The 14,141-nt window shown below is 30.9% G+C and carries 11 protein-coding genes; 9 read left to right on the top strand and 2 right to left on the bottom strand.

Annotated features, from left to right (window positions below; genetic code table 11):
* Positions 1-2,378 (bottom strand): PIG-L family deacetylase (locus tag ACTG3S_RS03500; protein WP_439127986.1); only part of this gene is annotated, 2,378 nt, incomplete at its 3' end.
* Positions 2,379-2,644: 266 nt separating this feature from the next.
* Between ACTG3S_RS03500 and dnaN the strand changes: the two genes are divergently transcribed.
* The 6 genes from dnaN to ACTG3S_RS03470 all read left to right on the top strand — a co-directional run bounded on the left by dnaN (position 2,645) and on the right by ACTG3S_RS03470 (position 10,963).
* Positions 2,645-3,763 (top strand): DNA polymerase III subunit beta, encoded by a 1,119-nt coding sequence (gene dnaN / locus ACTG3S_RS03495; RefSeq protein WP_439127985.1) that lies wholly within the window; start codon positions 2,645-2,647, stop codon positions 3,761-3,763.
* Positions 3,764-3,847: 84 nt separating this feature from the next.
* A complete protein-coding gene (locus ACTG3S_RS03490; protein WP_439127984.1) occupies positions 3,848-4,462 on the top strand; it encodes an ACP phosphodiesterase in 615 nt (204 codons plus the stop codon).
* Between the two features lie 59 nt (positions 4,463-4,521).
* A complete protein-coding gene (gene ggt, locus ACTG3S_RS03485; protein ID WP_439127983.1) occupies positions 4,522-6,213 on the top strand; it encodes a gamma-glutamyltransferase in 1,692 nt (563 codons plus the stop codon).
* An 81-nt stretch (positions 6,214-6,294) separates the two neighbouring features.
* On the top strand, positions 6,295-6,711 hold the full coding sequence (locus tag ACTG3S_RS03480; protein WP_439127982.1) for a VOC family protein: 417 nt from the start codon (positions 6,295-6,297) through the stop codon (positions 6,709-6,711).
* Between the two features lie 86 nt (positions 6,712-6,797).
* Positions 6,798-10,049 carry a S41 family peptidase gene (locus ACTG3S_RS03475; RefSeq protein WP_439127981.1) on the top strand — a complete coding sequence of 1,084 codons (3,252 nt, stop codon included), beginning with the start codon at positions 6,798-6,800 and terminating at the stop codon, positions 10,047-10,049.
* Positions 10,050-10,099: 50 nt separating this feature from the next.
* Positions 10,100-10,963: an RluA family pseudouridine synthase gene (locus tag ACTG3S_RS03470; RefSeq protein WP_439127980.1), complete on the top strand. Its 864-nt coding sequence runs from the start codon at positions 10,100-10,102 to the stop codon at positions 10,961-10,963.
* On the opposite strand, the gene ACTG3S_RS03465 is transcribed toward ACTG3S_RS03470, so the two are convergent.
* Positions 10,938-12,428, bottom strand: a complete 1,491-nt coding sequence (locus ACTG3S_RS03465; RefSeq protein WP_439127979.1) for a PLP-dependent aminotransferase family protein — start codon at positions 12,426-12,428, stop codon at positions 10,938-10,940. The genes ACTG3S_RS03470 and ACTG3S_RS03465 overlap by 26 nt on opposite strands.
* Before the next feature lie 84 nt (positions 12,429-12,512).
* Between ACTG3S_RS03465 and ACTG3S_RS03460 the strand changes: the two genes are divergently transcribed.
* From ACTG3S_RS03460 to ACTG3S_RS03450, 3 genes are all read left to right on the top strand, one after another.
* On the top strand, positions 12,513-13,025 hold the full coding sequence (locus ACTG3S_RS03460; RefSeq protein ID WP_439127978.1) for a GNAT family N-acetyltransferase: 513 nt from the start codon (positions 12,513-12,515) through the stop codon (positions 13,023-13,025).
* Positions 13,026-13,103: 78 nt separating this feature from the next.
* The gene (locus ACTG3S_RS03455) at positions 13,104-13,442 is read left to right on the top strand and encodes a n-acetylglutamate synthase (protein WP_439127977.1); all 339 of its coding nucleotides are present in this window, start codon (positions 13,104-13,106) and stop codon (positions 13,440-13,442) included.
* A gap of 36 nt (positions 13,443-13,478) precedes the next feature.
* Positions 13,479-14,141, top strand: a complete 663-nt coding sequence (locus ACTG3S_RS03450; protein WP_439127976.1) for a pyridoxamine 5'-phosphate oxidase family protein — start codon at positions 13,479-13,481, stop codon at positions 14,139-14,141.

Genomic DNA, 14,141 nt, shown 5'->3' with positions numbered 1-14,141 from the left:
TATTTGGCAATCAATAAACTTCCTTTTTTTGGAGATTCTCCTTTATCATTCATAGATAAAATTGGGGTAAAGTTAGCATCCCAAGAATTTGGGAAATACAAACCTCGTTCTTGTACCCAACCTTTAAAATCGGATTTTGTAATTTTATTCGGAAAATTTAAAAGCGAGTGATTTTTATTTAAAATTCTAACCTCCGCAAACTCATCTGTTACTCTGTCTCTAGATAACTGTAAAGGAAAAGGTGGTGCAACATCTACACCTCGATTGGTGTTGTATTGCACAATCATGTTACCACCATTTTTTACATATTCTAATAAATATTTTTGTTTAAATTTTAGTTCTTTTACCACATTATAAGCTCGAATTCCTAAAACGATGGCATCAAAACCTTGCAAACTTTTTGTGGTTATTGTTGCTGGATTGATTTCTGTTACTGAATATCCAATTTGTCTTAAATTTTCTGGAACAGCATCTCCTGCACCTTTGATATAGCCAATTTTATCGCCCACTTTTTGTATGTTTAAACGTACAATTTTAGCTTCAGAATCTAGTAACACAGATTGTTTTGGTATGTGATTGTAATTAATTTCCACCAATTCTTTGGTGTACTTTTTATTATTTGCAGTTGCAATAACTTCCAATTTCCCTTCAGATTGGTTGTTTGGAGGTGTCACTAAAAATTCAATAGTTTGTTTGTCGTTTTTTTGTTGAATATTAAAGTTGATTTCTTTTGGTGAAACATTCCAACTTGTTGGAATGTTTAAACGAACAACTCCAGAAATATTTGCTGCACCTGCGCTAACCTCTACTGCAATTTTTTTAGGATCATCATCAGAAAAAATAAGTACTTTATCTTTTAGTTTTGTAGTTACTTTTGGTAAAATTTCGAAAGGTTCGTAAATTTCTCCTTGATCTCGCTCTGCATATCTCCTCACCACATTTTTTGTAATAGAAATTGGGGTTTCATCAACAATTAAATTGAACTGTATTTTTGTTGGTCTTTCTGTTTCTGGTTTTCCAATTAATTTTTGATTTTCTACAGCATACATACCTAATGTAGCTTCTTTTCTTAACCAATAAGGGTCTGAATAAGAATTGTTTTCTAGAGTAATATCTTCTGTAAAATTAACTCTTTTATTTTGGTCTAAACGCAATTCTTTTACAATGGTTCTTCTATCAATTGTAGATGTTATTGAGGTCAATTCTACATTTACCTCACTTCTATTTAAAACCTCAAAATTAACTTGTATTTTATCATTGGGTGTTGCAGAAGAAGTTGTTGCAGAAGCTTCTATATACAAACCTGCACATGCCTCTATAATTTCTTTTATCTGGTTTTCTTTTATAGTTCGCCAATGATTATCTTTTAATTTCTGAATCATTTTATAGGCTTCTAACAATGCTGGTAAATGTTTAGACGGATTTACAAAATCGAAATTATTTTCTACTTCATATAAAATATCACCAATTTCGCCACCATTTTCAAGACGATTCCAAGTAGTGTTTATTCCCGAAAAAATATCATTCTTGTCTTTTGGTTTATCGCCTTTTAAAAATTCTACATATTCATTTTGGCTACCTCTTGTAGTTAATCTACCAAAACCTTGACACAAATGTTGGCTACTTGCTAGAGATGCTAACTCATTATTAGACAATCCTTTTAAGGGATAATACACACCAATATCAAAAGAAGCTAGTTTGCCTTCTGTTGCTTTTTTAAAGTCTTCTTGATTTCTATAAAACCAAGAAGAAGTATTAAAAAACAATCTCTTTGGTTGCCAAATATTGGTATATTTTAATTGTTCTGGATATTCGTTTTTATCGCCAACTTTGTCAAAAGCTTCAACACTTAACATAGCCGAACTTGTGTGATGACCATGTGTAGTTCCTGGTGTTCTGTGGTTAAACCTGTTAATAATTACGTCTGGTTTAAAGTTTCTAATCACCCAAACAACATCACTTAAAACGGCTTCTTTATTCCAAATTTTTAAAGTTTCATCTGGATGTTTCGAATATCCAAAATCGTTGGCTCTTGTAAAAAATTGTTGCCCACCATCTATATTTCTTGCGGCTAATAATTCTTGAGTTCTAATAACCCCTAATAATTCCCTAATTTCTGGCCCAATTAAATTTTGTCCTCCATCACCTCTAGTTAACGATAAGTAACCAGTTCTTGCATTTACTTTGTTCGCTAAATACGCAATTAAGCGTGTATTTTCATCATCTGGATGCGCAGCAATATAAAGGGCAGTTCCTAAAAAGTTTAATTTCTGAATTTTCTCATAAATCTGATTTGAGGTTAACTTTTGAGGTTTTTGAGCAAATATTACCGTAGAAATCAGTAAAATTATTATGATTGAGAATAAACGTTTTTTCATTTTTTCGAATAAAATTCATGGTCAGGTCGAGCGCAGTCGAGACCTAAGTAAAACCTCTCGACTGCGCTCGAGGAGACATTTATTTTCTTAATAAAGAAAAATGTAAGCAAACAAATGTACTTTTTTTATCACCTAAAATAAGCGAATTAACATAATTATAACGTTTTTAAGTGCATCAACAAAATGCTCATAACCTGTTAATAAAATAATTTTTAAAATCACATATTAAGGTTATATTTGTATTACTAATTAAGATAAAAAAATCAATGAAATTTATTGTATCGAGTTCGCAATTATTAAAACAATTACAAGTTTTAGGTGGCGTTATAAATAGTAATAATACTTTACCAATTTTAGACAATTTTTTGTTTGAATTGTCTGAAAATGAATTAAAAGTTTCTGCATCAGATTTAGAAACAACCATGAGTTCTGTAGTTGATGTAGAAAGTGATAGTAATGGTTCTATAGCAGTTTCTGCAAGGTTATTACTAGATACTTTAAAAACGTTTCCAGACCAACCTTTAACCTTTAAAACAGAGGGTGATAATACTATAGAAATAAGCTCAGACCAAGGAAAATACGACATGGCTTATTTTGGTGGAGATGAATTTCCGAAAGCGGTTTCTTTGCCAAGTCCAAGTAAAACAGTTGTACCTGCACACATTTTAGGAACTGCCATTTCTAAAACTATTTTTGCTGCTGGTAATGATGATTTACGACCAGTAATGAGTGGTGTATTTTTTCAATTTAGCTCGCAAAGTTTAACTTTTGTTGCTACAGATGCTCACAAATTGGTAAAATATTCTAGAACAGATGTTACTGCAGATCAAACTGCGGAATTTATCATGCCAAAAAAACCTTTAAATTTATTAAAAGGAATTTTAGGTGGTTCTGAAAGTGATGTAACTATTGAATATAATGATGCCAATGCAAAATTTACTTTTGATAATGTTGTTTTAGTGTGTCGTTTAATTGATGGGAAATATCCTAATTACGAAGCTGTAATTCCAAAAGAGAATCCAAATAAATTAACAGTTGATAGAGCTTCTTTTTTAAACTCTGTAAGACGTGTGTCTATTTTCTCTAGCAAAACAACACATCAAATCAGATTAAAAATGGCAGGAACAGAATTAAATATTTCTGCAGAAGATTTAGATTTTGCCAACAAAGCAGACGAACGTTTGAGTTGCGATTATCAAGGTGATGATATGCAAATTGGTTTCAATTCTCGTTTTTTAAGTGAAATGTTAAACAATTTAAGCTCTAACGAAGTCTTAATAGAAATGTCTTTACCAAACAGAGCAGGGATTTTAACACCAATTGATGGCACTGATGAAGGTGAACAAGTTACAATGTTGGTAATGCCTGTGATGTTGAATAATTAAGTTTAGATTACTAGAATCTTAGATTTATAGATATATTAGAAAACCACAATCAATTGATTGTGGTTTTTTGTTTATTTTTAGCAAATGAATTTCCTAGCACATCTCTATCTATCACAAAACAATACCAATATTATGGTTGGGAATTTTATTGCAGATCATATTAGAGGCAATAACTTCTTGATGTTTTCTAAAGAAATACAACAGGGTATTTTTTTACACAGAGCAATAGATACATTTACAGATGCACATGAAGTTGTTAGAAAAAGTAAACGAAGATTACACAAACGTTACAGACATTATGATGGAGTTATTATAGATATTTTATACGATCATTTTTTAGCTAAAAACTGGGCCAATTATTCTGCCATTCCTTTGAATATTTACACAAAAGGTATTTATGAATTATTTATGGAAAAATCTGCTGAATTACCTTTAAAATCGCAACAATTTATAACGTATATGGTTGATTATGATATTTTATACAACTATCAATTTGAAGATGGAATTGAACGTGTTTTAAAAGGAATGAACAACAGAACCAAAGGCAAATCTCAAATGAATTTAGCTATTGAAGATTTAAAAATACTAAAAAACGAACTTCAAGAAGATTTTACTTTATTTTTTGAGGATTTAATAGCGTTTACGAATCAAAAATTAAAAGAATTGACTGTCATTTCGAATGAAGAGAAACGTAATTGAGAAATCGAATTAAATTAGATTTTTCTATAAAGTTGAAGTGAAAAAAAATAACACTATACATGAAAAAAACAATTCTACTTCTTATATTTTCCTTATTTCTAACAAACTGTAAAACATCTAAAAAACAAGAAAAAATTACAGGTTTAATTACCCAAAAAGCAATGATAGTTGCTGCAAGAAAAGAAGCTTCTAAAATTGGTGTGGATATTCTTAAAAAAGGTGGAAATGCTTTTGATGCCATGGTTGCAACAGAATTGGCTTTGGCAGTTGCCTATCCTTATGCTGGTAATATTGGAGGTGGTGGTTTTATGGTGTACAGAAAAAGTGATGGTAAAATTGGCACATTAGATTATAGAGAAAAAGCACCTTTAGCCGCTACTAAAAATATGTTTTTAGATGTTGATGGAAATATAATACCAAACAAAAGTACATTGGGTGCAATGGCTGTTGGTATTCCTGGAACCATAGCTGGTATTTTTGAAGTACATAAAAAGTTTGGTACAATTCCGATGAATGAAATTTTAGAGCCTATTATTCAATTGGCAAAAAAGGGAGTTGTAGTTACTTACAAACAAGAAAAAAAACTAGCATCTTATCAAGAAGCATTTTTGAAAGCAAACAAAGATTCCATTTTATTTCAAAAAAACTGGAAAGAAAATGATACCATAAAATATCCAAATTTAGCAGCAACCCTAACTAGAATTCAACAAAATGGTAAAGACGAATTTTATAAAGGCGAAACTGCAAAAAGATTGGTAAAATTTATGCAAGAAAATGGTGGTATTATGTCTTTTGAAGATTTGGCAAAATATCAACCAAAATGGAGAACTCCCATTACTTTTACTTATGACGATTTAAGAATTATATCTATGTCACCACCTTCTTCTGGTGGCATTTGTTTGGCACAAATTATGAATGCTATTGAACCTTTCGATTTGCATAAATTTGGACACAACTCAGCAAAATCCATTCAAGTAATTACAGAAGCTGAAAGGCGCGCTTATGCAGATAGAAGTCACTTTTTAGGAGATCCAGATTTTGTTTCAATTCCTCAGAAAGAATTAATTTCTAAAACATATTCGATAAATAGAATGGATAATTTTTCTTTTGATAACGCTACGTTATCATCAGAAGTTTCTAATGGTAATATCAATATTATAGAAAGTGATGAAACTACACATTATTCCATTGTAGATCCGTTTGGAAATGCAGTTTCTGTAACTACAACTATAAATGGTGCTTATGGATCAAAATTGTATTGTTCAGATTTAGGTTTCTTTTTAAATAATGAAATGGACGATTTCTCAAGCAAACCTGGTGTACCCAATATGTTTGGTTTAATTGGCGCAAAAGCCAATGAAATTGCGCCAGAGAAACGCATGTTAAGTTCTATGACACCAACGATTGTAGAGAAAAAAGGAAAACTGTTTATGGTAGTTGGTACTCCTGGAGGTTCAACCATTATTACTTCAGTTTTACAAACTATTTTAAATGTACACGAATTTAACATGACCATGCAAGAAGCTGTAAATGCTCCAAGATTTCATCATCAGTGGTTACCAGATACTATAAAAATGGAACCCAATAGTTTTTCTGAGGATGTAAAAAATGAACTTAAAAAGAAAAATTATATTTTAGACGAAACAAATTCGCCAATTATTGGTAAAGTAGCTGCCATTTTAGTTTTAGAAAACAAAAAATTAGAAGGTGGTGCAGACAAAAGAGGAGATGACACTGCTCTAGGTTTTTAGGAGAAATTTATAAAATCAACCAAAAACTAACAACTAACAACTAACAACTAACAACTAACAACTAACAACTAACAACTAACAATGATACAACCATTTCACTTAGCCATTCCTGTTCAGAATTTAGAAAAATGTAGAACATTTTACAGAGACATTTTAAAATGCGAAGAAGGGAGATCAACAGAAGATTGGGTCGATTTTAATTTCTTTGGTCATCAATTGGTAATTCATGTAAAAGAAGATTTTCAACCTCAAAGAATTTCAAATGAGGTAGATGGTCATAACGTTCCTGTTCCACATTTTGGCGTTGTTTTAACTTGGGAAGATTGGCATACTTTAGCAGAAAGGTTAAAAGCAGCAAACACCAAATTTGAAATTGAACCTTGCATTCGTTTTAAAGGTAAAGTAGGCGAACAAGCTACTATGTTTTTTATAGATCCAGAAAACAATGCTTTAGAGTTTAAAGCCTTTAAGGATATTGGTCAGTTGTTTGCTAAATAATTTAAAAATAGGCTTTAACATCTACTTCCTACTCTTTTTCAAGAGATTTATTTATCTTTATTGAATAATCAAATCTATTTTAAATTATGAAAAAAATTCTCTTTCTTTTTTCGATATTATTGAGTTACCCAAGTTTTTCTCAGGGAACACGGTTATTAAGACAACCCACTCTTTCTAAAACAGAGGTGGTTTTTGTATATGCTGCAGATTTATGGAAAGCACCTTTAAACGGTGGTAATGCTATTCGTTTAACCAGTGATGATGGTGTTGAATCTAATCCACAATTTTCTGATGATGGAAAATGGATAGCTTTTACAGCACAGTATGATGGAAATACAGATATTTATGTAGTTTCCATAAATGGTGGTGAGCCTAAGAGATTAACTTTTCATCCATCAACAGATGCTGTACAGGGTTGGACTACTGATGGAAAAATTCTATTTAGATCTAACAGAGAAGCTAGACCCACCCAAACCAACAAGTTCTTCACCATTTCTACAGAAGGTGGTATGCCAAAAGCCTTCGATATTCCAAGAGCTGCATTTGGTGAAATATCACCCGACAACAAATACATTGCTTACACACCTATTACCAGTTGGGATGCAGAATGGAGAAATTACAGAGGTGGACAAGCAATGCCCATTTGGATTGTGAATTTGAAAACCAAAAATTTAATAAAGACACCTCGATTAGATGGAGAAAGACACACAAATCCGGTTTGGTTTAATGGTGATGTCTATTATATTTCAGAAAGAGATTATACTGCCAATATATGGTCATACAACATCAAAACAAAAACAGAAACTCAGGTTACATTTCATAAAAAGTTTGATGTCAAAAATTTAGATGCAAATGAAAACGGAATAGTTTATGAGCATGGTGGTTTTTTACATAAATTAAATCCTGTAACAAAAAAAACAAAACAAATAATTATCAATGTAAAAGGAGACTTAAACTATTCAAGAACAAGATGGATGAATGTTTCTGGAAGAAACTTAAACAATCCAAATGTTTCTCCTAAAGGAAATAGAGCCATTTTTGAATATCGAGGAGAAATTTTTACAGTACCCAAAGAAAACGGAACTTGGAGAAACTTAACCAATTCTTCAGGTATTGCAGATCGTTCACCAATTTGGTCTCCTAAAGGCGATCAAGTAGCTTGGTTTTCTGATAAAAATGGAGAGTATCAGTTAGTATTAGCAGATCAAAATGGCGATAATCAGGAAAATATAAAATTACCCAATCCTACGTTTTACTTTCAACCAGATTGGTCTCCAGATGGAAAATATATTGCGTATACAGATACCAATTTTGTGATTTGGATCATCAACTTAGAAAATAAAAAGATTACAAAAGTAGATGCAGACGGTTTTGCGCATCCTAACAGAACCATGAATCCAAAATGGTCTCCAGATAGTGATTGGATTGCTTACGCAAAACAAAATGATAATAGTTTTAAATCTATATATGCTTATCAAATAAGCACCAAAAAAACAGTACAACTAACAGACCCAATTGCAGATGCAATTACACCTGTTTGGGATGCTACTGGAAAATTTATTTACACCTTAGCTAGCACAGATTATGGTTTACAAACTGGTTGGCTAGACATGAGTTCTTATGACCCAAGTGTATCTAGAACTTTGTATGCTGTTGTTTTAAGTTCAGAGGACAAAGCCCCTATTTTACCAAAAACAGATGAAGCATCTGTAGAAAAAGAAAAAAAAGAAGATGTAAAAAAGAATAAAAAAAAGGATAAAAAATCATCACCTAAAAACAAAACTGTAATTGATGAAAATGGTATTTTTAATAGAGCTGTCGCTTTAAAATTACCTGCAAGAAATTATGTGGCTTTACTTAAAGGTCCTAAAAATAAAGTTTTTATTGCAGAATCAATTCCTAATTCTTCTGGTTTAAATGTGCATAGTTACGATGTAACAAAAGAAAAAGCAACTGTTTTTGCAACGGGAGTTTCAACCATGGTCGCTTCAGAAGATAGAAACTCTATTCTATTATCTAAACGTGGCAATTGGAGTTTAAACAGCACCAAAGCTCCAAAAGCAGGAAAAAAGTCTTTGAAAACAAACATGAAAATTAAAGTAAATCCTAAAGCTGAAGCACATCAGATTTTTAAGGAAGGATGGCGTTTTATGAGAGATTTCTTATATGTAGATAACGTACATGGTGCTCCTTGGGATGACATTTATGAATGGTATGCTCCTTGGATAAATGATGTTAAACACAGAAGCGATTTGAATTATGTTGTTGATATTATGAGTGGCGAAGTTGCCATTGGACATTCTTATGTTTCTGGAGGAGATTATCCTAACTTAGACAGAGTTCCTGTAGGTTTATTAGGTGCAGATTTAGCCATTAAAAAAGATAGATATCAATTTAAAAAAATATATAAAGGAGAACGTTGGAATCCAAACATTTCCGCTCCTTTAGGTTTACCAGGCATCAATGTGAATGAAGGTGATTATTTAATAGCAATTAATGGAGTAAATTTAACTTCAGATATGAATCCTTATCAACTTTTAGAACAAACTGCTGGTAGAGAAATCTATATTAAAGTTAATGACAAACCATCAGAAAAAGATGCTAAAACCATTTTAATAACACCTACTTTTAGTGAAAGAAGTTTACGATCTATTGATTGGGTGGAAAGTAACAGAAGAAAAGTTGACAAACTTTCTAATGGTAAATTAGCGTACGTTTATGTACCAAATACTAGTGGACCTGGTTTTACATCATTCAATCGTTATTATTTTTCACAACAAGACAAAAAAGGAGTTATTATTGACGAAAGAAATAATGGTGGCGGATCTGCCGCAGATTACATGATAGACATTATGTCTAGAGAAGTGGTAGGTTATTTTAATAGTAAAAGTGAAAGCAGAAAACCCTGGACAACTCCTATGGCCGGAATTTGGGGGCCAAAAGTGATGATTATAAATGAAAGAGCAGGTTCAGGAGGAGATTTATTACCCTATATGTTTAAAGAAAAAAACTTAGGCCCATTAGTGGGCACAAGAACTTGGGGTGGTTTAGTAGGTACTTGGGATACTCCACGATTTATAGATGGAGGAAGAATGGTAGCTCCTAGAGGTGGTTTTTATGATGTAGATGGTAATTGGGCTGTTGAAGCAGAAGGTGTTGCTCCAGATATAGAAGTGCATCAAACACCAAAAGAAGTTTTACAAGGTAAAGATCCACAATTAGAAAAAGCTGTTGCAGAAGCTTTGCGTTTATTAAAAGGAAATGAATTTATTATGAAACCTGAACCCAAAGCGCCAATTCGTTCAAAAAGACCTAAAGGATATAAAAAAGACAATTAATAGACTAATTATAATTCCCACTTTTGTGGGAATTATTTTTTATTCTTAAAATGAAAATAGTTGAAATACATATTGCTACAAAACAAGAAAAACCAATTCGTTTTCAAGAATATGGAGTTGGAATTTTTAATACAATTTCCACAAAATCTGCAATTAAAAAAGCGATCAAAAAAAAGCTAATTTATATTGATGGTAATTTAACAACAACATCTAAATATATTTCTGGAGGTGAAAAAATTGAGTTGTTGGAATCCAAAAATTCATTAACTTTTAAACGATTAAAATTAGATTTAGAACTTTTATTCGAAGATGATTATTTAGCTGTTATCTATAAACCAGCAGGACTTTTAGTTAGTGGAAACAAGTTTGTAACCATTGCAAATGCCCTTCCACAAAACTTACAAAAAAGTAATCAGCAGGATGCAGTAAAACCTCAACCCATTCACAGGTTAGATTACCCAACAAGTGGTTTGTTGTTAATTGGAAAAACGAGTTCAGCTATTCAAAAATTAAGTGAATTATTTAAACAAAAAGAAATCCAAAAAACATATTACGCAATTACAATTGGCAACATGTGTTCAGGAGGAACCATCAATTTTAAGATTGACAAAAAAGATGCTTCAACTGAATTTAAGGTTTTAAAAGCAGTAAAGTCAGAACGTTTTGAGTATTTAAACTTAGTTGAATTACAACCAAAAACAGGCAGAAAGCATCAATTAAGAAAACACTTAGCAGGTATTGGTCATCAAATTTTAGGAGATAAAAATTATGGTAAAACTGAATTAATCTTAAAAGGAAAAGGATTGTATTTACATGCTGCAAAATTAGAATTCGAACATCCGTTTACCAAAGAAAATATTTCTGTTTCTATAAAATTACCTAAAAAGTTTATAAAGATTTTTCCAGACTTTTAACTTCTAATATTGTTTTAGAAAGTCTATGAATCAATTCATAAATTTCTTTTTCACTATATGTTGCAAAACCTATTCTTATGGCATTGTGCCTTGTTTTAGCAGAATCATAACGTTGCCACTCTCCTATTTCTAATTGATACTTTCTTGCAATTTTTGCAATATTACTCCAAGAATATTTTTTATGTAAAATTAACCAAACTGCCAACCCTCCTTTTGGTATTTCGAACTGAAAAACACCTTGAAACCTTTCTTTTAATAGTTGACAAAAAATATCTCTTCTCGTTTTATAAACCTTCATTACTTTTTTAATATGTCTATCTAAATCGCCATTTTTAATAAACTCTTCAAAAGTAAGTTCTAGTAAAGCATCTCCTTGCCTATCTATAAACCTTCTTTGATTTGCAGCTTCATTTACAAACTCTTTAGACGCAATTAAATAACCTACTCTAAAAACAGGTGCTACTGTTTTACAAACAGAACCAATATAAATTACATTACCATTAATATCATGACTTGCTAAAGGTAAAATTGGCGAATGATTGTAATTAAAATCGTAATCGTAATCATCTTCAATAATGGCAAAATTGTAAGTTTTTGCTAAGTTTAGTAAATGAATCCTTCGTTCTGCAGATAGTGTTACTGTAGTTGGGTGATGATGATGTGAAGTAACATAGACTGCATTAATTGGGTGTTTTTTACAAATTTCTTCTATTTCTTTAGTTACTAGTCCGTTTTCATCTACAGAAACTCTATTTAATTTAGCTTCTCTTTCTAAAAATGTACTATCTGCAGATGCGTAATTGGTTTCTCCTACAACAACAATATCATCTGTTTTTAAAAGTAGTTTAGACGCCAAAAAAATCCCCATTTGACTACCTCTTGTAATTAAAATTTGCTCATAAAAAACTGACAAACCTCTTGTTTTATTTAAATAGTTTGCCAAAGTTTTTCGTAATTTTTCGTTGCCAAATAAAGAACCATAAGACATATCTTTATAAATATGTTTTCTACTACAAATTCTCCTGTAAATTCTTGCAATATCTTCAGTTGGTGTTAATCTTGCATCAGAAATACCATCATTTAAATACATAAATTCATCTTTAAATTGTGGACTTATTCTTGTAAAATCTTTATTCTTGTAAAAATTAAAACCTGTACGATTTGCATTTTTATTATCATCTGTAATAAAATTTTGAGCCTTTAATTCTGGTAAATTTGCATTTACAAAAGTTCCTTTTTTGGCGATGCTTTCTACCCAACCTTGTAACGATAGTTCTTCGTAACAAGCTACCACTGTTTTTCTATGTACGTTTAAGTTTTCTGCCAAAGCCCTGCTACTTGGCAATTTTGTTTTTGGTAATAATTTTCTATTTTTAATCAACTCTATAAATGTGTTTGCTAGTTGCAAATACAATGCTTGCTTACTTTTTCTATCTAATTTAAAAGTTGTTTTATTTAGAAACATTATCTGGACTATTAATTATTTTAATTCTGGATGATTACAACAGTCCATAAATATACTAATTTTGGTTAAACAAATTCATCAATAATGATAACATTACAACCATTTAGAGAATCAGATTATGAGAGGTTAATCAACTGGATTGATTCTGAGTATTTAATGTATGTTTTTAGTGCTACCATTTTTAGATTCCCCATAACTAAATCACAATTAGACGAATACACGCAACAGCCTAATAGAGTTATTTATAAAGTTATGGATACAAATTCTAACGAAATAATTGGTCATGCAGAATTAAACAACATTAATAAAAGAAGCAAAAGTGCAAGAATTTGTAGAGTTTTAGTGGGTAGTAAAAAAGCAAGAAATAAAGGTTATGGTACTTTAATAGTTAATGAGTTAGTAAGAGTAGGTTTTGAAGAAATGAACTTACACAGAATAGATTTAGGTGTATATGATTTTAATAAAAATGCCATAAAATGCTACCAAAAATGTGGGTTTAAAATTGAAGGATTGTTAATAGAAAACACAAAAATTGGAAGCAAATATTGGTCTACATACAATATGAGTATTATAAATAAAAATTATGCAAGAGCTTAGGACCAATTATGAACATTGTTATTAAGATTTCTCAAACATATCGTTTTAAATCAAGTAAAAGACATAAAACAAAAACAGATGATTAATTATAATGGAAAAAAATTTAGACCAATTTTAAATTCAGAAAATGGAGAAACATCAAACAAGACTGTTTTTATATATCAACAAGTTGGAAACATTATAACGTCTGATTACTCAGGTGGTCAAATAAAAAAAGGGCAACTCATTGGTATTATTGACGAAGATGGTAATATAGATATACGTTATCACCAAATAAATAACAAAAACAAACTAATGACAGGAATATGTAAATCAAAACCGGAAATTCTTGAAAATGGAAAAATCAGACTTCATGAAAATTGGCAATGGACATCTGGAGATCAATCAGAAGGACAATCAATAATAGAAGAAGTATAGAAATAATAAAAGTTAGATTTTATTAAAAATAAAAAAATGAAAGAATATCAAAAAACAAAAATAAACAGAGTAAAAAGAGGTGCAAAAAGGGCTACTTATGATATTGATAAAATAAACGCAATCTTAGATGCTGGTTTTATTGGCTATGTAGGTTATGTTTTTGATGGTAAATCTATTACAATACCAATGGCTTATGGTAGAAAAAATAATACCATTATTTTACACGGTTCTACAGCCAATAGAATGTTAACTTCGCTTTTAAAAGCCACAGAAATGAGTATGACTGTTATGCATTTAGATGCTCTGGTTTTAGCGCGTTCAGGTTTTCATCATTCTGTAAATTATAGATCTGCAACACTATTTGGTAGTGTAAAAGAAATTAGCAATAAAGAGGAAAAAAACGAAGCTTTGTTCTGTTTTATGGAACACATGATGAAAGGTAGATGGGATGGAATTCGTGAAATGACCCCAGAAGAATTTGAAAGAACTTTAGTAGTAGAAATGACTATTGAAAGTGCTTCTGCAAAAATTAGAGATGTAGGTGTTGTAGATGAACCTGAAGATTATAATTTAGAGGTTTGGGCTGGTCTAATCCCCATAAAACAAGTGGCAACTCACCCAATTGCAGATCATGGGAAGCCAAAAAAAATGGCAATTCCACAACATGTTTTAGATTATTATCACCAAAATAAATCATAG

Origin of the sequence: Polaribacter sp. (assembly GCF_965656025.1) — a bacterium.
GTDB lineage: Bacteria > Bacteroidota > Bacteroidia > Flavobacteriales > Flavobacteriaceae > Polaribacter.
This window is presented reverse-complemented; position numbering and strand designations above follow the sequence as displayed.

Bases quoted from the DNA above. Each gene is read 5' to 3' on its own strand.
- ACTG3S_RS03450 (WP_439127976.1), top strand. From the start codon at position 13,479: ATGAAAGAATATCAAAAAACAAAAATAAACAGAGTAAAAAGAGGTGCA.
- dnaN (WP_439127985.1), top strand. From the start codon at position 2,645: ATGAAATTTATTGTATCGAGTTCGCAATTATTAAAACAATTACAAGTT.
- ACTG3S_RS03480 (WP_439127982.1), top strand. From the start codon at position 6,295: ATGATACAACCATTTCACTTAGCCATTCCTGTTCAGAATTTAGAAAAA.
- ACTG3S_RS03465 (WP_439127979.1), bottom strand. From the start codon at position 12,428: ATGTTTCTAAATAAAACAACTTTTAAATTAGATAGAAAAAGTAAGCAA.
- ACTG3S_RS03475 (WP_439127981.1), top strand. From the start codon at position 6,798: ATGAAAAAAATTCTCTTTCTTTTTTCGATATTATTGAGTTACCCAAGT.
- ACTG3S_RS03455 (WP_439127977.1), top strand. From the start codon at position 13,104: ATGATTAATTATAATGGAAAAAAATTTAGACCAATTTTAAATTCAGAA.
- ggt (WP_439127983.1), top strand. From the start codon at position 4,522: ATGAAAAAAACAATTCTACTTCTTATATTTTCCTTATTTCTAACAAAC.
- ACTG3S_RS03490 (WP_439127984.1), top strand. From the start codon at position 3,848: ATGAATTTCCTAGCACATCTCTATCTATCACAAAACAATACCAATATT.
- ACTG3S_RS03470 (WP_439127980.1), top strand. From the start codon at position 10,100: ATGAAAATAGTTGAAATACATATTGCTACAAAACAAGAAAAACCAATT.
- ACTG3S_RS03460 (WP_439127978.1), top strand. From the start codon at position 12,513: ATGATAACATTACAACCATTTAGAGAATCAGATTATGAGAGGTTAATC.